This is a genomic window from Bdellovibrionota bacterium, assembly GCA_035292885.1.
Taxonomy (GTDB): Bacteria; Bdellovibrionota_G; JALEGL01; order JALEGL01; family DATDPG01; genus DATDPG01.
Genome location: DATDPG010000045.1, coordinates 19,736 through 37,207 on the forward strand (window position 1 = coordinate 19,736; position 17,472 = coordinate 37,207).

Annotated in this window: 15 protein-coding genes; 3 read left to right on the plus strand and 12 right to left on the minus strand. The window is 55.2% G+C overall.

Translation table 11 applies throughout. The features are described from left to right. Window positions 1–9: 9 nt before the first annotated feature. The 5 genes from sucD to VI895_03760 all read right to left on the minus strand — a co-directional run bounded on the left by sucD (window position 10) and on the right by VI895_03760 (window position 5,992). The gene (sucD, locus tag VI895_03740) at window positions 10–882 is read right to left on the minus strand and encodes a succinate--CoA ligase subunit alpha (GenBank protein ID HLG18914.1); all 873 of its coding nucleotides are present in this window, start codon (window positions 880–882) and stop codon (window positions 10–12) included. Next, a complete protein-coding gene (sucC, locus tag VI895_03745) occupies window positions 882–2,054 on the minus strand; it encodes an ADP-forming succinate--CoA ligase subunit beta (protein ID HLG18915.1) in 1,173 nt (390 codons plus the stop codon). Before sucC ends, sucD begins: the two co-directional genes overlap by 1 nt. Continuing rightward, a complete protein-coding gene (mdh, locus tag VI895_03750) occupies window positions 2,051–2,998 on the minus strand; it encodes a malate dehydrogenase (GenBank protein HLG18916.1) in 948 nt (315 codons plus the stop codon). The genes sucC and mdh overlap by 4 nt, the downstream gene beginning before the upstream one ends. Next, the gene (gene icd / locus VI895_03755; GenBank protein HLG18917.1) at window positions 2,998–4,242 is read right to left on the minus strand and encodes an isocitrate dehydrogenase (NADP(+)); all 1,245 of its coding nucleotides are present in this window, start codon (window positions 4,240–4,242) and stop codon (window positions 2,998–3,000) included. The genes mdh and icd overlap by 1 nt, the downstream gene beginning before the upstream one ends. Before the next feature lie 205 nt (window positions 4,243–4,447). Then, window positions 4,448–5,992 (minus strand): hypothetical protein, encoded by a 1,545-nt coding sequence (locus VI895_03760; GenBank protein HLG18918.1) that lies wholly within the window; start codon window positions 5,990–5,992, stop codon window positions 4,448–4,450. A 223-nt stretch (window positions 5,993–6,215) separates the two neighbouring features. Here VI895_03760 and VI895_03765 point away from each other — a divergent pair, with 223 nt between their 5' ends. Then, window positions 6,216–7,706, plus strand: a complete 1,491-nt coding sequence (locus VI895_03765; GenBank protein HLG18919.1) for a tetratricopeptide repeat protein — start codon at window positions 6,216–6,218, stop codon at window positions 7,704–7,706. Window positions 7,707–7,753: 47 nt separating this feature from the next. Here VI895_03765 and VI895_03770 read toward each other — a convergent pair whose 3' ends face one another. From VI895_03770 to VI895_03780, 3 genes are all read right to left on the minus strand, one after another. After that, a complete protein-coding gene (locus VI895_03770) occupies window positions 7,754–8,467 on the minus strand; it encodes a prepilin-type N-terminal cleavage/methylation domain-containing protein (GenBank protein ID HLG18920.1) in 714 nt (237 codons plus the stop codon). Window positions 8,468–8,536: 69 nt separating this feature from the next. Next, window positions 8,537–9,946: a sigma-54 dependent transcriptional regulator gene (locus tag VI895_03775; protein HLG18921.1), complete on the minus strand. Its 1,410-nt coding sequence runs from the start codon at window positions 9,944–9,946 to the stop codon at window positions 8,537–8,539. Between the two features lie 17 nt (window positions 9,947–9,963). Further along, window positions 9,964–10,146, minus strand: a complete 183-nt coding sequence (locus VI895_03780) for an ATP-binding protein (protein HLG18922.1) — start codon at window positions 10,144–10,146, stop codon at window positions 9,964–9,966. Window positions 10,147–10,778: 632 nt separating this feature from the next. On the opposite strand from VI895_03780, the gene VI895_03785 reads away from it, so the two are divergent. After that, on the plus strand, window positions 10,779–11,726 hold the full coding sequence (locus VI895_03785) for a hypothetical protein (protein ID HLG18923.1): 948 nt from the start codon (window positions 10,779–10,781) through the stop codon (window positions 11,724–11,726). 49 nt (window positions 11,727–11,775) lie between these two features. Here VI895_03785 and VI895_03790 read toward each other — a convergent pair whose 3' ends face one another. Next, entirely contained in the window at window positions 11,776–13,512 is a 1,737-nt protein-coding gene (locus tag VI895_03790) for an ATP-binding protein (GenBank protein ID HLG18924.1), read from the minus strand. A 90-nt stretch (window positions 13,513–13,602) separates the two neighbouring features. Here VI895_03790 and VI895_03795 point away from each other — a divergent pair, with 90 nt between their 5' ends. Further along, complete coding sequence (locus VI895_03795) at window positions 13,603–14,172, plus strand: hypothetical protein (protein HLG18925.1); 570 nt, start codon at window positions 13,603–13,605, stop codon at window positions 14,170–14,172. Here the strand turns inward: VI895_03795 and VI895_03800 are convergent. From VI895_03800 to VI895_03810, 3 genes are all read right to left on the minus strand, one after another. Next, window positions 14,169–14,957: a prepilin peptidase gene (locus VI895_03800; GenBank protein HLG18926.1), complete on the minus strand. Its 789-nt coding sequence runs from the start codon at window positions 14,955–14,957 to the stop codon at window positions 14,169–14,171. The genes VI895_03795 and VI895_03800 overlap by 4 nt on opposite strands. A 7-nt stretch (window positions 14,958–14,964) precedes the next feature. After that, a complete protein-coding gene (locus tag VI895_03805) occupies window positions 14,965–15,150 on the minus strand; it encodes a hypothetical protein (GenBank protein HLG18927.1) in 186 nt (61 codons plus the stop codon). Continuing rightward, a partial coding sequence (locus VI895_03810; protein ID HLG18928.1) for a hypothetical protein occupies window positions 15,147–17,472 on the minus strand: 2,326 nt, incomplete at its 5' end. The genes VI895_03805 and VI895_03810, both read right to left, overlap by 4 nt.

Consider the following 17,472-nt stretch of genomic DNA (forward strand, 5'->3'; position numbering starts at 1 on the left):
CTCTTCTCCTTATTTCTTCAAGACCTTCGCCATCGTCGCGCCGATGTCCGCCGGGCTATCCGTGACATGAATACCGGCCGCGCGCATGGCTGCTTTTTTCTCCACAGCCGTTCCTCTACCGCCGGAGATAATGGCTCCGGCATGCCCCATTCGCCGGCCGGGAGGCGCCGTGCTCCCCGCCACGAATCCAACGACCGGCTTCTTCAAATTTTCCTGAATCCACGTCGCCGCCTCTTCCTCCGCCGTGCCGCCGATTTCCCCGATCACGACGACTGCGTCCGTTCCGGAATCGGCCGCGAAAAGCTCCAACAGATCAACAAACGTCGACCCAATGATAGGATCACCGCCTATCCCGATACAGGTAGACTGACCGATTCCCAGGCGGGTCAATTGATCGACCGCTTCATAGGTCAATGTTCCACTGCGCGAAATCAGGCCGACCCGCCCCGGCTTGTGAATGTAACCGGGCATGATGCCGATCTTCGCTCCCCCGGGAGTGATCACGCCGGGGCAGTTCGGCCCGATCATCCGGCTCCGGCTGGACCGGAGGCATGCTTTTACCCGAGCCATGTCCAGAGCGGGAATTCCCTCGGTGATGCAAACGATGAGCGATATTTCGGAATCGATTGCCTCCAAAATCGCATCCGCCGCAAATGCCGCGGGGACGTAAACCATGGTTGCGTCGATCCGATGTTTCGTCTTCGCCTCGGCGACGGTGTTGAAGACCGGTATTCCCTCGACATTCTGCCCCCCTTTTCCGGGGGTCACACCCGCAACGACTTTCGTCCCGTAATCGCGGCAACTTTTGGCGTGAAAGGCGCCGTGAGCGCCGGTGATCCCCTGCACCAGAACTTGCGTCGAACGACCGGCGAGAACCGACATCAGCGAACTCCTCCGACGGATGTGACCGCCAATCGGGCGGCGTCCTGCATGTCTTTAGCGGACTGAAGATTGAGTTTGGATTCGCGGAGAATCCGTCTCCCCTCCTCCACATTCGTCCCTTCCAAGCGCACGACAAGCGGGATTCGAAGCGACATTTCCTGCGCCGCCTCGACTATCCCGTGAGCCAGGACATCGCATTTCATGATCCCGCCGAAAATATTGACGAGAATCGCCCGCACCTTTTTATCGCTCACCAAGAGCTTGAACGCTTGCCGAATCATCTCCGTCGAGGCGCCGCCGCCGACATCCAAGAAATTGGCCGGTTCACCGCCGGCCTGCTTGATGATGTCCATCGTCGCCATCGCCAGACCCGCGCCGTTCACCATGCAGCCGATGTTCCCGTCCAAATGGATGTAATTCAAATTCCATTTCGCCGCTTCGAGATCGATCGGATCTTCTTCCTCCGGATCGGCCAATTTTTGGACATCGGCGTGGCGAAAGAGGCCGCTGTCGTCAAAATTCACTTTGGCGTCCAGTGCGACCAACGTCCCCTGTTTGGTCACAACCAACGGATTGACCTCCACCAGCGAGCAATCCTTGGCCAGGAACAGACGGACCATCCCGCCGATCATTTGTGAAAACGATTTATGAAGCGGAGGATCCAGGCCCAAGCCGAAAGCCAGCGTCCGTCCCTCAAAACCCGAAACGCCGATGGACGGAGAGACATGTACGCGGATAATTTTTTCCGGATGTTTGGCGGCCACCTCTTCGATCTCGACTCCCCCTTCGCGGCTTGCCATCACGGCGATGGAAGAGGTTGCGCGGTCCAAGACGGCGGCACAATAGAGTTCCCGGCCGATGTCGCATCCCTCTTCGATCAGAAGCGTGTTTACTTGCTTCCCTTGAGCTCCGGTCTGAGGGGTAACCAGCGGCTTCGATAAAATCGCCGCGGCGTTCGATTTCACGTCTTCAAGGGTTCGGGAAAGACGGATCCCTCCCCCCTTTCCTCTTCCTCCGGCGTGAATTTGCGCCTTCACGACCCACGAACCCTTGTCGCCGAGCTTTTTCGCCGCGGCGACCGCCTCGTCGGGAGTCGTTGCGATTTCACCTCGCAACGTCGGAAGGCCAAATTCTCGGAAAAGCGCTTTTGCCTGGTACTCGTGAATTTTCAAAGCATGCCCCGAACTTTGGTCATCAGCTCGCGCACCGCCTCCGCCGATTTCCCCAGCGCTTCCTTTTCCGTGGGTTCAAGCGTGACCTCAATGATCTTTTCCACGCCCGACGCGCCCAGCTTCACCGGCACGCCGACAAAGACGTCTTTCAATCCATATTCGCCGTTCAAATAAACACAGCAGGGAAGGATTCGCTTTTCATCCAGCAAAATCGATTCGGCCATCTCCACGGCCGCTGCGCCGGGGGCGTAATACGCCGAACCCGTTTTCAGAAGGGCGACGATCTCCGCACCGCCATCCCGCGTCCGCTGAACGATCTTGTCGATCTGACCCTTCGGGAGAAGATTGGCGATCGGAATTCCCGCCATCGTTGAGTAGCGCACCAACGGCACCATCGTGTCGCCATGGCCGCCCAGGACGAACGCGGAGACATCTCGAATGGAACAATTCAGCGCCTCGGCCAAGAATGCCCGGAAACGCGCCGTATCCAGGACACCGGCCATCCCCAGGACGCGATGGGCGGGGAATTTGCTGACCTCGCGGGTGACAAACACCATGGCGTCGAGAGGATTGGAAATCACGATCAAGATCGCGTTGGGAGAGTAACGAACGATCTGTTCCGTCACCGATTTCACAATCTTTGTATTGGTCTGGAGAAGATCGTCCCGGCTCATTCCCGGTTTTCGGGGAATTCCCGCCGTAATCACCACCAAATCAGAGTCCGCCGTAACCTCGTAGGACTGCGAGCCGACCAGATTGACGTCGTAGCCCAAGATGGGTGACGCTTCTTTGAGGTCGAGCGATTTTCCCTGCGGCACGCCCTCGATGATGTCCACGAGGACGACATCCCCGAGCTGTTTTAGGGCCGCGTATTGTGCAACCGTAGCGCCGACATTGCCCGCACCTACGACGGTTATTTTTTTTCGTTTAAGTGCGTTCACCATTATAAATTCCTCACAATCGCTTCGCCGAATTCCGAACATTTCAGAAGTCTTGCGCCCTCCATCTGGCGTTCCAGGTCGTATGTGACCGTCTTCTGGGAAATCGTCTTTTGAAGCGCGGCCGGAATGGAATCCGCGACTTCGTTCCATCCCAAATGCTCGAACATCATGACGCCGGACAAAATGACCGAGCCCGGATTCACCTTGTCCTGGCCGGTATACTTCGGCGCGCTTCCGTGCGTCGCCTCGAAAATGGCCGCCTGATCGCCGATGTTGGCGCCCGGGCCGAGGCCCAAACCGCCCACCTGCGCGATCAGCGCATCGGAAAGATAATCTCCGTTCAAATTGGGCGTCGCCAAGACGTCATATTCCTCGGGCCGGAGCAAAGACTGTTGAAACATGGAATCGGCGATCCGGTCTTTCACGACCACCTTGCCCTTCGGCGCTTTCCCGCCGTGATTTTTCGTTACGTCGTCTTCCGTGATCGTGGTCGAACCAAACTCCTCCCGAGCCAATTCGTAACCCCAATCCCGAAACGCGCCTTCCGTGTATTTTTGGATATTCCCTTTATGCACAAACGTGACACTCGGGCGATTATGTTGAATCGCGTATTGAATCGCCCTCCGAACCAATCGCTTGGTTCCGAACGGACTCATCGGCTTGATCCCCACTCCGCTCTCCTCTCGAATCTTTGCCCCGAGTTCCTTTTGAAGAAAGGAGATCAGTTTCTTCGCTTCGGGAGTCCCCGATTTAAATTCAATTCCCGCGTAAACGTCTTCCGTGTTTTCGCGGAAGATCACGATGTTCACTTTTTCCGGGTGCTTCACGGGAGCGGGAACACCGTTGAAGTAACGGACCGGGCGAATACAAGCGTAGAGATCGAACACCAGTCGCAGCGTCACGTTGAGGCTTCGAAATCCTCCGCCGACCGGCGTCGTGAGCGGCCCTTTGATCCCGACATGAAACATCTCAATCGCTTTGAGCGTGTCTTTCGGAATCAGCTCGCCGTACATTTTTTGAGCCTTTTCGCCCGCGGCGACTTCCATCCAAACGACTTTTCGTTTGCCGCGGTACGCTTTTTCGACCGCCGCATCGAAAACCCTCTGGCTGGCCCGCCAGAGATCCGGGCCGACGCCGTCTCCTTCGATGAAGGGAATGATCGGACGGTCGGGAACGTCCAATTTCCCTTTCGAATCGATCTGGATGATGGATCCGTCTTTAGGGGTCGAAAGCTTGTCGAATGCCACGGGAATCTCCTTTAATTACAAGATCTAGGCGCGAGTCGGGGCGGCTTATACCACCCCCTCGCCGGATTGCCAATGGTCGTGGCGGTCGCGACACGATTCCGCAATTTCTCTTTTGAGCCGAGTGGCCTCAAGGCAGATTTCCGGCCGTTGGCGCGACGGCGTGAGCGTTTGCTTTCATATCCTCAAGTTCAGCTCAGAGGGTCTTCTACCGCAAGCAGTCGAAGTTACGCGCCTCTAACTCATGAACCTCGCCGAAACGGAGGATCGCCTGCTCTCGGATTCTATCGAGTTGCTCGCACCGGCGTTCGCGGTCAAGAACACGGAGCGGCATCACCCAATACTGAAGCTGTGCCGGCTCCAGCGCTCTAAGTTTTTCAAAGTACGCAAGAGATTGGTTCGTCTCGCCGGCGCGGTAATTCAGGGCGCCAAGGCAATGAAGACTGTCGAGGTGAATTTTTCGATAGCGGCCAGTAGCGGAAGACAATGCGAGTGCGCGCTCGCAGTGAAATCGAACTTTTTGTGAATCCCCTTCTTCTTCGAATAACGGCCAAAGATTGCGGTGGATGCGTGGAGACTCTCCGTTCGTTTCTCGGGCAAAGCTCCAATACGTCATTTCGTTTTTCCATGTGTACCCGAGCACGAAGGTAAAGACGGAGAACACTGCCAAAATCGCTACGGCCGTTCCAATCCAAATACGGGACCACGCGCCGGTGGGAACAACGGAAGCAACCACAAGGACCAAGCCGAGAGTAGGAAGGACAAGGTAATGATCCTGAGGTACTCCGGTGATCAAGCCGACTGTGGTTATAAGGAGCAAAGGCGGTGCACCCGTAAGGGTGCCGATCCAAAGCAGCTTCTTGTTCCTCGCTCGTCGAACGGCAAAAATCAATAGAACGGCCAGAAGACAAACGGAAAACCACGAGAGCGGCGCGATGGAAGTCGCGGCCTCTCTATAACCTGCGGGAGAGAATGGAAGGGTCATGTTCCCAATATTCTGGAAGAAAACAAACCACCACTCTTCTGCAGCAGGCGCAAACAAGAAGATCGCCGGATTAAAGCGAATCCCGATTTTCTTGGCGACGATTTCATAGCCTAAAATCAACAAAGCGATGGCCGCAAGCCATGAAACTCTCAGTTTCCGGGACCCCTCCCAGCGAGGAAGGGCGAGAAAGGCCGTCACAAGGGCGGGACAAACCAACACGGCCGTCTCTTTGGAGAGAAGGGCGCACGCATAAAGCGCTAAGCTCAAGAAGAGATAACGCGACTTCCCCTGGACCACAATCAGGACCGAAAGAAGGTAAAACAATGTCAAGAGCGATTCGTGGCGGGCTGTGATGTTGTAAACGACACTGGCTACGGCCGGGTGAACCGAAAAAGGAGCCGTGAGCAGGAAAGCCGCCACGGATGAAAAGCCGAGCGTTCGTAGAACAAAAAACAGCGTTGTTACGATCCCAACATGGATCAGCAGGTTCGTCGTTCGAAAGAGTGCGGGCGTTTCAGCCCCCAGAGAGCGTTCGATCAGATACGTCGTGAGCTGCAGCGGTCGGTAGACGAGAAAGTCCCTATTGGGGTGGGCCGTTAAGAGGGAAAGCGGATTCTTAAACAATTCCGGAAGCCCACGGATGTCCGAAACATGCGGATTGTTTTCGACCATCTCGTGGTCGTCCCAGACAAAACCATTCTGGAGCGAGCGGCCGAACACGCCTGTCACCAGTACGAACAAGAGCACCCACCCCCAGCTTCTCGGCACGCTACGACCTAACCTTTGGAATTGTGAGGCCAACGGGAACACCATGGAGAGATGCATCGGAGGTCGACTCTACAGGCGAGTTCGCTGGTGATACAATGCAAAAGTACGTGCGACATGTTGCAACGACCAACCGGAGGAGACACGTCTGAGTCCTCGCGTCGCAGCCTTACTTCTGGCGCTTGTATCCTTCGTTGTGTACGGGAGAACTCTCCAAAACGGGTTCGTGTACGACGATCACGACGAGGTTGAGCACAACTCCCACATCACGTCCTATCGCAATTTCCCCGATTATTTTCGGCGGCCGTTTTGGGAGGTTACTGCGGCCGAAAATTTTCCAAGCAATATTTACCGGCCGCTGAAACTCGTCTCGTATTATGTCGATTATCAAATCGGGGGAAACGAGCCGGCCCTCTACCATCTCTCCAATTTGGTCTTTCATACCGTGGCGTCGGTTCTTCTTTATTTCAATTTGGTCGGCCTGCATTTCGGCCCGCAAACGGCGTTCTTCGGCGCCGCTTTTTTTGCGTTGCATCCGATGAATTCCGAGGTGGTGTATTACATTTCGGGTCGACCGGACGCACTGGCCGCCGTTTTCTTTTTCGCCGCGATGCTGATGTGCCGAGTGGGGAGGCCGTTTCTTTCGTCGGTTGGGGGCGCAGCTTTCTTCGGCGCACTTCTCTGCAAGGAAACTGTCTTGGTGCTTATGCCCGCACTGGCCCTTCTCGCGATTCGATCGAAAACCAGGGACAGAAAAGCCATGTTCATCACGCTCGCGGCGTGCAGCTTGGCGGCCCTTGCGTATCTGCTCCTTCGGCAGCAATTTGCGAGGGGAACGCCAATGGGAATCGTTCTCCAATCCATCCAAAGCCGGGAAGCCTTGAAAACGTGGCTGACATACCTCCAGTTTCTCATGCTCCCCTTCGGACCGGCAGGCTATCGGGAGGTGGCTGGAGCATCCTATGCCGAGAATACTGCGGCCTCAGCTTTTTTCCTGGGTGTGCTTCTCCTCGCGTTCGTCCGCGGAAGAGCACATTCCCTTGTAAACTGGGTCGGTGTCCTTTTCGTGTTCTCGACGTTGTTCTTGGCTTCGGCTCTCACGATGTCCAGCCGGGTGATTTCGGATCGATATCTCTATTTTTCAGTCGTCGGCCTCAGTTTCTTGGTTTGTGCCGGTCTCGGCGCCTTAAATCGGCGGAGAATCCTTCAGGCGGCTCTCGGAATTCTTTTGCTCATCTTTGGCTCGTTTTCATATCTGGCCGGGAAGCAGTGGAAGAATGATTTTTCATTCTGGTGCTTTGCCGCGGAAATGAATCCAAACTCCGCCGTGGTTCAGCGAAATCTCGGCTTTATTTTTTTTGAGAGGGGGCGGTTTGACGAAGCCGAAGGGGCCTATCTCAAGGCGTTGACCTTATCGGAAGGTGTCGAGTTCAATCGGCGGACTCAACTCAAGAGTCTTCACTCTTTGGGTGCCCTGTACTATCGGCTAGGGGATCTCGATCGCTCACGAACTTATTATGAAAGGCTACTTACGTTGGATCCGGGACAACAGGAACATTGGCAATTCGTCGTAACTCTCCTGTTGGCCCAGAACCGTTGCCAAGACGCCGAAAAACTCGTCGGGCAGGCGAACAAACGATTTCCCGGTCGACCGCCGCTCTTGGTTCCGGGGGACCTTTGCCCAAAGACAAAGAAAACCACGAATCGAATGGACTAGAGGGCTGCACGGGCGGAACCCCCTCCGGAGATTTCGCCAACAAAAGATTACTGAAGCTTTACGACCGTCGTGTCGAGATGCACGTTGTGGCATTGGCCGTCGCGGGCGCGCCAGGTGCAGAGTACTTTGAGCTTCTTTTCCCGCTCGGGACTAGTTGTGCTGGTGATGTCCTCATCTTCGCACACCAGCCATTTCGAGCGTATTCCTTTGATGTCGCCGCTAGCTCCAGGCGCCACATCACAATGGCCGGGCGAGGGTGTGCTTTCACTACTTGTCGCTGTCCTGATTGTCACGTTGGAATAGTCTTCCCCCTTACAGATGACGAACGTCCGAGTGAGTTTGTAGGGGCCGCGGTCCGCAACCGCATCATCCAGGGCTTGGCCCGATAGATTGCTTGGTGCTCCCGAAAGCTCCGAAGTCACGTCTTCCTTTGTCTTTCCTTCCGAATTTAATTCGATTTCCTGAACGAGGCGACCTTCATTCTCGCCGTTTTGCTTCTGAAGCAACGGCTGCGAGACATTGGCCACAGCATCCCAGTTACCCAGATCGGCCCAAGCTACGTCCTTCAGCGACTCGATCTTGGCTTGGCAAATGTTTGTGGCCGACGTCAGCATGCTGGCCCCTTGGTTTCCCCGAATCACGAGCGTCGTCATCGCCGCCATGCCGAGAAGGCCGATGGCGAGAACCACCATAGCGACGAGAATCTCGACGAGCGTGAATCCTTGGGACCGAGAAATGGGGCGTGAGATTGAATTATGCATTTAGTCTTAAATTTTAGATACTTATGTTAATCATTTTAATCTGTTTTCTAAGCTGGTTCAAGACGCCTCCTACCGATGGCCAACCTCTCGATCCAGTTGGCGAAGTTTGTCCTCCAGACGAAACTGCTTGATCTTATAAAGGAGCGCCCGATGGCTGATCTCCAATAACTTTGCCGCTTTGGTTCGGTTTCCGTGGGACGTCTGAAGCGCCCGCAAGATTAAGTTCTCCTCGATCATGCGCGTGGCCTTTTTGATCGAGAGATCATCTGAACTAAAACGAGTCATCCCGGTCGACGCTCCCTGCGAGGTTCGAACGCTGGCGGGCAGGTTCTCCGCTTGAATCCGGTCCCCCGTGGTCAACACCATCGCCCGCTCGATCGTGTTTTCAAGCTCTCGGACATTTCCAGGCCAATCATACTCCATGAAAACGTTCATCACCTCGGGCCCGATGTTCTTGACCTTCACGGCCAGCTTCTTGTTGTATTTTTCGACGAAATAGTCGACCAGAAGCGGGATATCTTCCTTTCGTTCCCGGAGAGAGGGGAGAAAGATGGGAAGAACGTTCAACCGATAGAACAGATCCTCCCGAAACGTCCCTTGTTCCACCTCTTTCGCAAGATCTTTCACCGTGGCCGCGACGATTCGGACGTTCACCTTGATCGGACTGACGTCCCCCACTCTCCGAATCTCTTCCTCTTGCAAAGCGCGCAAAAGTTTTACCTGCAGAAGAAGGGGCAACTCTCCGATCTCATCCAAAAACAGCGTCCCCTGATCCGCCTCCTCGAAGAGTCCCTTCTTTGTGCGAATGGCTCCCGTGAACGATCCTTTCATGTGACCGAACAGTTCGCTCTCCAGAAGATTCTCCGGGATCGCACCGCAATTCACCGTGATGAACGGTTTGTCGGCACGGGAGCTGTTGTAATGAATCGCGCGCGCGATCAGTTCTTTCCCGGTTCCACTATCCCCCAGGAGAAGGCAGGTCGTTTTATAGTCGGCGATTTTCCGAATCGTGTTGAAGATCTCCATCATGTGCGGGCTTTTCGCGACGATGTTGGAGAACTGATACTCCTTCTTGATCTCCCCCTTTAAGCGAACGTTTTCCTTCTGCAGTCGCTCCCGCTCTTCCGCTTTTCGCAGCGTGAGAATGACTTCATCCGGCTTAAACGGTTTGGAGATGTAGTCGTACGCGCCGCGTTTCATCGCTTCGATGGCCGTATCGACGTTTCCGAACGCCGACATCACGACCACCGTAAGGTCGGGATTCTTCACTTTGGCCTTCCGCAGAAATTCAAGGCCGTCCATCTCCGGCATTCGGATGTCGCTCAAAATGAAATCAAAGTTTTCACGCTCGATTTTCTCGAGCGCCACTTTGCCGTTTTCCGCTGTCTGAGGGTCGTACCCCTCTTTTTTCAATAACAAAGAGAGCATATGACGCATGCTCTCTTCATCGTCCACAATCAGTATTCGTCGTTTGGCCACTGAACTTCCGAAGGGAATTACACTACCAGAGACAACCCGCCTCGCAAATTTTGCGTAGTGCCGGCCGGTATCGGAAAAAGAAACACGAATCGCGTGCCCTTCCCGACTTCGCTCCGAACAACGACATAGCCGCCCATATTCTGAACGAGATTCAAGCTGATAAAGAGACCGAGACCGTCGGCGGCGCGTGCAGGTGACATCCACATCACCGGCGAGTATCTTTTTAAATTAAATTCCTGCCTGCGTTCGATGGGATTGGATTTTGATTCGATATTACGTTGCCTTATTCGCCGTTGTCATCGCGTCCTACTGGAATATTTTTCCAAACGGATACATCGGCGACGACCATTACCTTCTGGAAAACCATCGTTTTTTTTCGGATTGGGGGAATCTCTATCTTCTGTTTACCCGTGATAGCTGGGATGTTTTTTGGCCGGAACATGGCCCGGTTGGTTATTGGAGGCCGTTGTTTCTCGCCTCCTTCTACTTTGACAATTGCCTTCCATTACCCACGCTGGTGTCACACCATCTTGTAGATCTACTTTTATACTTCGGTGCTGTGATTGTCGTATTTCGTTTCCTGTTCCACTTTGTGCAGGATGCCACGGCCGCTGCCCTCGGTGCGGTGTTCTTCGCGGCATGGCCTCTACATACGGACTCCGTGACCCTGATGCTGGGCCGTGAATACAGTATGTGCGCGATCTTGTGGATAGGAGCCTACATGTATTCTGAGCGGTATTGTGGCCGCGGACCCCCATCTTGTCTCTGGATTTCATGTGTGTTCTTTGCCTTGTCTCTTTTGTGCGTTGAGAGCGCGATCGTATTCCCGTTCATGGCGCTGCCCATGCTCTTTCGCGGTCCGGGTGCGTCGGGCCGACGCGTTTACCGACTCGGCGCCAGTTTCATCGCTGTTATCATAACGTACTTGGCTTATCGGAAATGGATGATTCCGATCAAGCTGTATCCGCCCGAACACATGAATTTGGAATTGCTTTGGGATTCGGGAGCGGTAGCTCTGCGTTCCTTCCGCGCCATCCTTTGGCCCTTTGATTTTGTTGTGACCGAAACCCCCGCACCTCTGGTCGGCAGAGTTGCGGACGGGTTCCTGGGATTATTCCTAGGAACGGTGGGTTTGTTGGCCGTCGTTATTTCATATATCAAGAGATGCCCGAAAGGTTACCTTCCATTATTATTGTATCTCACGCCGTTGCTGTTGGTGATCCCTCCCTATCCCCGCGGCTCGGTGTACCAAGATCGTTATCTTTTTCTTCCATCCGTCGGATTGGCTTTGGCCATAGGTTACACGGCAGGTTGGCTTCGGGAACGAGGTTCAGCTCGACTGCTCCTCCTGTCTGGTGGACTCATGGGGGTATGTGTGCTCAGCTTTATTTTTACCAGCCTTGCACGCAATTTCGACTTTCGAAACGATATCAGCTTTTGGTGTACGGAAGCCGATCGGCAGCGCACCGCTTTTGATGCGAATAAACGTTGCGGAAAGGCATTTCAGAATGTCGGACGAGACTCCGAGGCGCTCGTCTACTACGATCGGGCACTGAATCTTAAATTGCATCCAGACGTCATCAACGACTATGGCGTGATTCTCGCGGGAAGGGGCCAGTGCAAAGACGCCCTCCGTTTGTTTCGCTTCCTCCGAAAGAGGGATGAAACTTATATCAAAGGATGGAAAAACGAAATCGCTTGCATTCGGCAATTGAAGGACGAAGCCCAGCTCCGGCGAGTGTTACCGGCCGCCAAAAAGGCAATCCCCCGTGAATTCTAAATGATGATGGATCGATCACCCCAAGAACGAGAACGGCTCGAACAACGTCTCAAGTGGTTGACGGGCCGCCGTCCCCTCGAGCAGTCCCGACGGATATCGGAAGGAGAAAAATGAATCGCGTTCCCTTCCCGATTTCGCTCTGAACATCAAGATAGCCGCCCATATTCTGAACGAGATTCAAGCTGATGAAGAGACCGAGACCGGTTCCCTTTCCGGGCGGCTTGGTCGTGTAAAATGGATCGAAGATCTTGGTCAATTCATCCAAAGGGATGCCGGGACCGTTGTCTTCGACGACGGTTTGGATCACCTCTCCGCTTTCACTGAACAGAAATGCCGGCAGCCCGGCGCGTTCGGAGCGCATTTCTTCGACATCCACGCCGCCTGTGTCTTCCCTTCGGCGTCTCTGACGCAGTTCCAAAATTCCCGGCCGAGCGGAATCCCCGCGGCGCGTTCGCGCACGGAAGAGCGTGCCGAGCGGCTGCTCACGCAAGCGCTGAATGGACAATCGCTGCGTCCGAACCACGATGATCCCTTGATCGCCCAACACCTGCACCGCGTTGAGAACCAGATTCCAAAGCACCTGGCGCAAGGGATCCGGATCCAAAGGAATCAGAGGTACGTCGGCCGACAGTTCCAGGCGAATCGTCAGACCCGGAGAGATTCCGTGCCCTTGAACTCCCTCCACCGCGGAACGTATGACATCATTAATATCGCAAGGATCGGGATTGGCCGCCTGAGGCCGGGCGTACTCCAAGAGTTGCCGCACGATTCGGCTGATTCGTGTCAGTTCGGATTCGCATCGGGCCAGAAGCTCCGTGGTCTCCGAATCTTGGGTCACCGATTTGAGAAGAGAGAGATACCCTAGTACCGCTCCCAAGGGATTTCCCACTTCGTGGGCAACACCTGCGGCCAACCGGCCGACACTCGCCAGCTTCTCTCCCCGGAGCAATGCGTTCTGGGCTTCCTCCAGTTTCTGATTGAGGTTCTCGAGGGATTGCGCGTAGTCGGCAAGTTTTTCTTGGTCGGTGAGCAGGTGGCGCCTCATCAAATCGAGTGCCGCCCCCAGTCTCCCGATTTCGTTATCTCGGACGACGGGTACCGGCCGGCCGGTGTCCCCGGCGGCGATCGCTTCCGCGGCCCGTTCAATTTGTTGCAACGGATTGACGACGACGTGCCGTATCAACCGGTACCCGAACAGAAGAAGGACCCCCGCGAACGCGATGACGAACATGATGATCGCGACGGCGACTTTTCGGAATCCCTCCCGAGCGGAATGATCGGGAAAGCTCAGACTCAAAATTCCCACCGGCTCCTTTTTTGGTTGGACGGAAAGAAAAACGGTAATCGCCTCGTTCCGCTCCACCACCACGCGCGGAGCGATCGGAAGAGTTGAAAGGAAATTTCTTTCCGTCAGATTCACCTGCGGCTCCGTCCCCCCGCGCCAGCGCCCGGAAGCGGAAAACAGATTCCACTGCTTGACTCCCGAGGGATACCCGCCGCGTACCGCCATTCGTTTGATCGTGGATTCGATCCCGCCGTCGGACCGCGTCGGATCCCAAGTCCGCTCGACCAGTTCCAGGACGGCGCGAGCGACGGCTTGAGCGTTCTGAACCGCCTGGGCCCGCAAAAGATCTTCGGAAATCTTGAGGCCGATCGATCCCACGATCAATACCGACACGATCGCCAATACGCCCAAATACCAGACGATTTCTCGTTGCAGTCGCCCGCTCGCGATTTGGGAACGTTCGGTAATCCAGTCCAGTTTCATCGTTCGCCGTGAAGACATTACGGAACCGGCTCGCTTCGCGCAAAGGAACTTTGCACGTCCGTAAACGGTGAGTTAGGCTTTCGTAGAACCCATTTCGCAAGGAGCTTTATGTCCAATGAACGCAGGAGCCGGAAGTTCATCAACAGCTGGGCGCAGGTTTCGATGGCCGCTGAAATCGTTCTCCATGCCTTGCTGTTGGTCGCTCTAATAGCCTTAATCCTTTTTGCGTGGCCGTTTGCGGGCATGTTGAGCCCGTATAGCCTCGAAGATCATCAGGCGATCGCGAAGGAGCTCTTCCTTCTCAACTATTCCAAGTGGCCGCTCTTCGTTGCATTGGCCGTCTTCGTGGGATTCGTGAGTATCCTCTTTACGCATCATATCGTCGGCCCGGGGTACAAGTTCGAACGGGCCTTGGGCGAACTCATGGAAAGAAATTTGGATGTCTCCATCACGCTTCGAAAATGGGACTATTTTCGAGAAATTCAAGACGGTCTCAATCGAGTCGTCACGCGCTGGCGGGAAGACCTCGGAAAAGTGTCCCGGGACCAAAAAAAGGCGCTTTCTCTGATCCGCGATCTGCGCGGAAAAACACTCACCGCGGAAAAAGGGGAAGAAATCGAACAGCTCTTGCTCTCGATCGGAGTCATTACCGACAGTTACAAGGGTTTTTCAGTTTAACGCGTCAAGACTCGATACATCCATTCCTGCCCGCCCAAAGCGTAGAGCAGGAGGCCGAGACAGAGAAAGGGTCCAAAGGGTATCGGGTACTTCGTCGTTTTCCCGCGAAAAACCACAAGCGAAACGCCTACCAACGAGCCGAATAGCGATCCGTAAAACAGAGAGGTGAGAACCCCTCCCACTCCGGCGTGGGCGCCAAATCCCGCCAGCAATTTGACATCGCCGAGGCCGATCCCTTCGCGATCGGTCACTTTTTCGTAGGCCCACCCCACCCCCCAGAGCAGGCCGGCGCCAGACACGGCTCCAATGACCGCTTCCACGGGAGCTACATTCCAATCGAAACCGATCCAATGCGCCCCGAAGGCGACGACGAGGCCGATCCCGATGGCGGATATGGAAATCGAGTTCGGAATGATTCGATGTTCGAAATCAATCGCGCTGACGGTCACCAGCGCGGCCGAAAAAAAGAAATAATAGACGCTCGCAAAACCGACCCCGCGCGTGCGCACCAGCCACCAGGCGATTCCTCCGATCGTCAGCTCAATCCAAAAATAACGGCTTCCAAACGCGGTTCCGCATCGACGGCAACGTCCGTGGAGCAAGACATAGCTAAGCAACGGGATGTTGTCGTAGAAACGAATCAGGGAACCGCAGCGGGTGCAGCGGGAGCGCGGAAAAATGATCGAGAGATCGCGCGGAAGACGATAGATGCAGGCATTTGCAAAGCTGCCCACGACGGAGCCGAATAGAAAACCAAACAGTTGCAATGTGGCGGATTCGCTCATCGAATCGTCAGTGAAAGAAGTTCGGAATCGAGAATTGCAGGATGCCAGCCCAGCACAGGAGAAGGCTGCCGGTCGCCAGGATCGCCCACGGCAAAACTCCCCACCCGTCCCGATGCGAGGAACGGTAAAGCCCCGTGAAAAAGCCGGCCGCGCCGATGACGATCCCCGCAACGTCCAACATTTTCTGGATCATGGGGTCACCATTTCCGCCAGCCGATCCTCACCTCGATTTCGAAATCGTTCCGCCAATTCACGACGGTAGGTTTGCGTCTTCGCCGTGGGACCGAGGTGCGCGAGAATGCCTTCGGACGATTTCGAAAGAATCCGATCGTTCATTTCGGCGGTGCGTTGGTGAAGGGAAAGAGGCGCACGAAATTCCACGAAGGCGTTATCGTCCGTATTCAAAGGTGCCTCGCCCGCAAAACGGGCTATGCCTTCCGGACCCATCAGAAAGCGGCCCAGAAGATCGATTCCCCGGTTCAGACCGATTTCGGCCAACTCCCGCTTCAACAGGGGAGAAGTCCATCGTGAACTCGTTAAATCCGGATGCAGGTAGATGTTTCCCTCGCTACCGATGAGAAGAAGATCATAACCTTCGACCGATTCAAACACCAAAACATGGCCAAAAACGGATGCAAAGGTTTTGAGAATAGATCCGACCAAGGTTCTCGACATCCCGTAAATTGGCAGCCATTGGCACATCACGCCCCCCTCTTCCAACCTTCCTCGCGCCATCTGAAAAAATTCCCGCGTAAAGAGCGGCGCCACGCCGCTCATCCAGGGATTCGAGGGTTCCGACGTGATGACATCGAATTTTTCTCGGCGGGTGGCCAGAAAATGCCGGGCATCGGTCAGAACAATTCGGTGTTCCGGCGGTTTCAAGGGACCGAAATTGACCTCGCTAAAATAGCGAGAAGCTTCCAGAACCGCGGGCTCGATTTCAACGGCTGTGACATGCGCACCTTGAAAAAGAGAGGCCACGCCGGCCGTAACGCCGCTTGCCAGACCGATGACCAGAACCGTGCGGGTCTCTTTCGAGAGACTTAAAGGCAGCGCTCCCAGCAGAACCTGCGTCGAGCGATCGCCATGGATACTGGCATCCGCCTTGCCGTCGATCGACAAGATCCGATCGTTTTTCGTTTCGATTACGGCAACCGTGGAGCTGATCCCTTCCCGATAGTAGATCACTTTTCCGACTTCAATCTGAGCATGTCCGCCGCTCAAGGCTTCTCCCACGGCGTATTTGTAAACCCCGCTGGCCAAGACTCCCTGATCCCAAAATCGGGGTCCGTTGAAAAAGCAAACCATCAGATAAACTCCCGATGAAACGATAAGGGCGGTTCGAATAGAGCGATTTCCCCAGATCGGACTTTTTCGGAGGAGAAGCAGTCCGATTCCGAGATGAAAAAAAATGATCGTCAGTAAAATCGGTAGAAAACCGAACCGAGGAATGGCGATCAAACCGGCCGCCACGGATCCGACGATGGAACCGACGGAATTCGCGCCAAAAACCCAGGCGGCGTTTCGTGCGAGATTTTGCGGGCCCGGTCCGTCGTCGGCAGCCTTGTCGTTGCGCACAACAACCAATGGAACCAAGACGCCATGCAGAAGCGCGGGGATCAAAAGCATTCCCGCGGACAAGGACAATTCGATCAGACGCAATCCGAGCGAATGCGGTCGGAATAGATTGACGAGGCCGACGAACAGATAGGGTGCCAGGCCGTACAAGATCGCGCTCAAACCGACGGCGTAGCCCAAGCTTAATAGGATCGCGGGAAGGGCGGTTTCGCGCGTCGCGCGTTTTAAGACTTTCGGAACCAGAAAGCTTCCGACCCCAATCGAAAGAAGATAGACAAAGAGGACCAATCCCAACGCAAATACCGACGGGCCCAACAGGAGGCCGAGTAGCCTTGTCCAGACCACTTCCAAGGCGAGCGAGGCCATGCCACCCCATAGCGCAACCCCTAAATCGACCTTCGTCAATGCACGTCCAACTCCCTTTCCGACCGCTTCCCGCCGCGCGAGCCCCGGGTCGCCCGTCTTCCAAAGCGGGCAGGCGCCAAGCGCCGCCGCCACCAAGCAAATGGCCGCGAACGTTTCGGTCCCGCGCACACCGAGCGCCGGAATCACCCAAAAGGATGCGACCAACGCCCCAAAGGCTCCGCCGGCTGTGTTGATCCCGTAAACGGAACCAACCACCCGATCGTTGGCCCATGCCGACTCTTTGAGTCCCGCGATGACAAGAGGTGTCGTGATTCCCATGAACAGTGTGGGCAAGAGAAGAATGGGTACGACCATCCAGGGTAATTGCGCGACACCTTGGGCCCGAAGCCAAGTTGAAACGCCGATCCCGCTCGCAGCAGTCAGAAAAGTGACGAGCGCGTAAGCCGCAAACGGTCTTGTGACCTTCGGTATCCATCGGCCTGCAAACGCGCTCCCCAACGCCAAGCCGGCCATGAACGCGGCAAAAATCGCCGTGGTCGCCAACGTCGTGGTGCCCAAAATGAGAATCGCG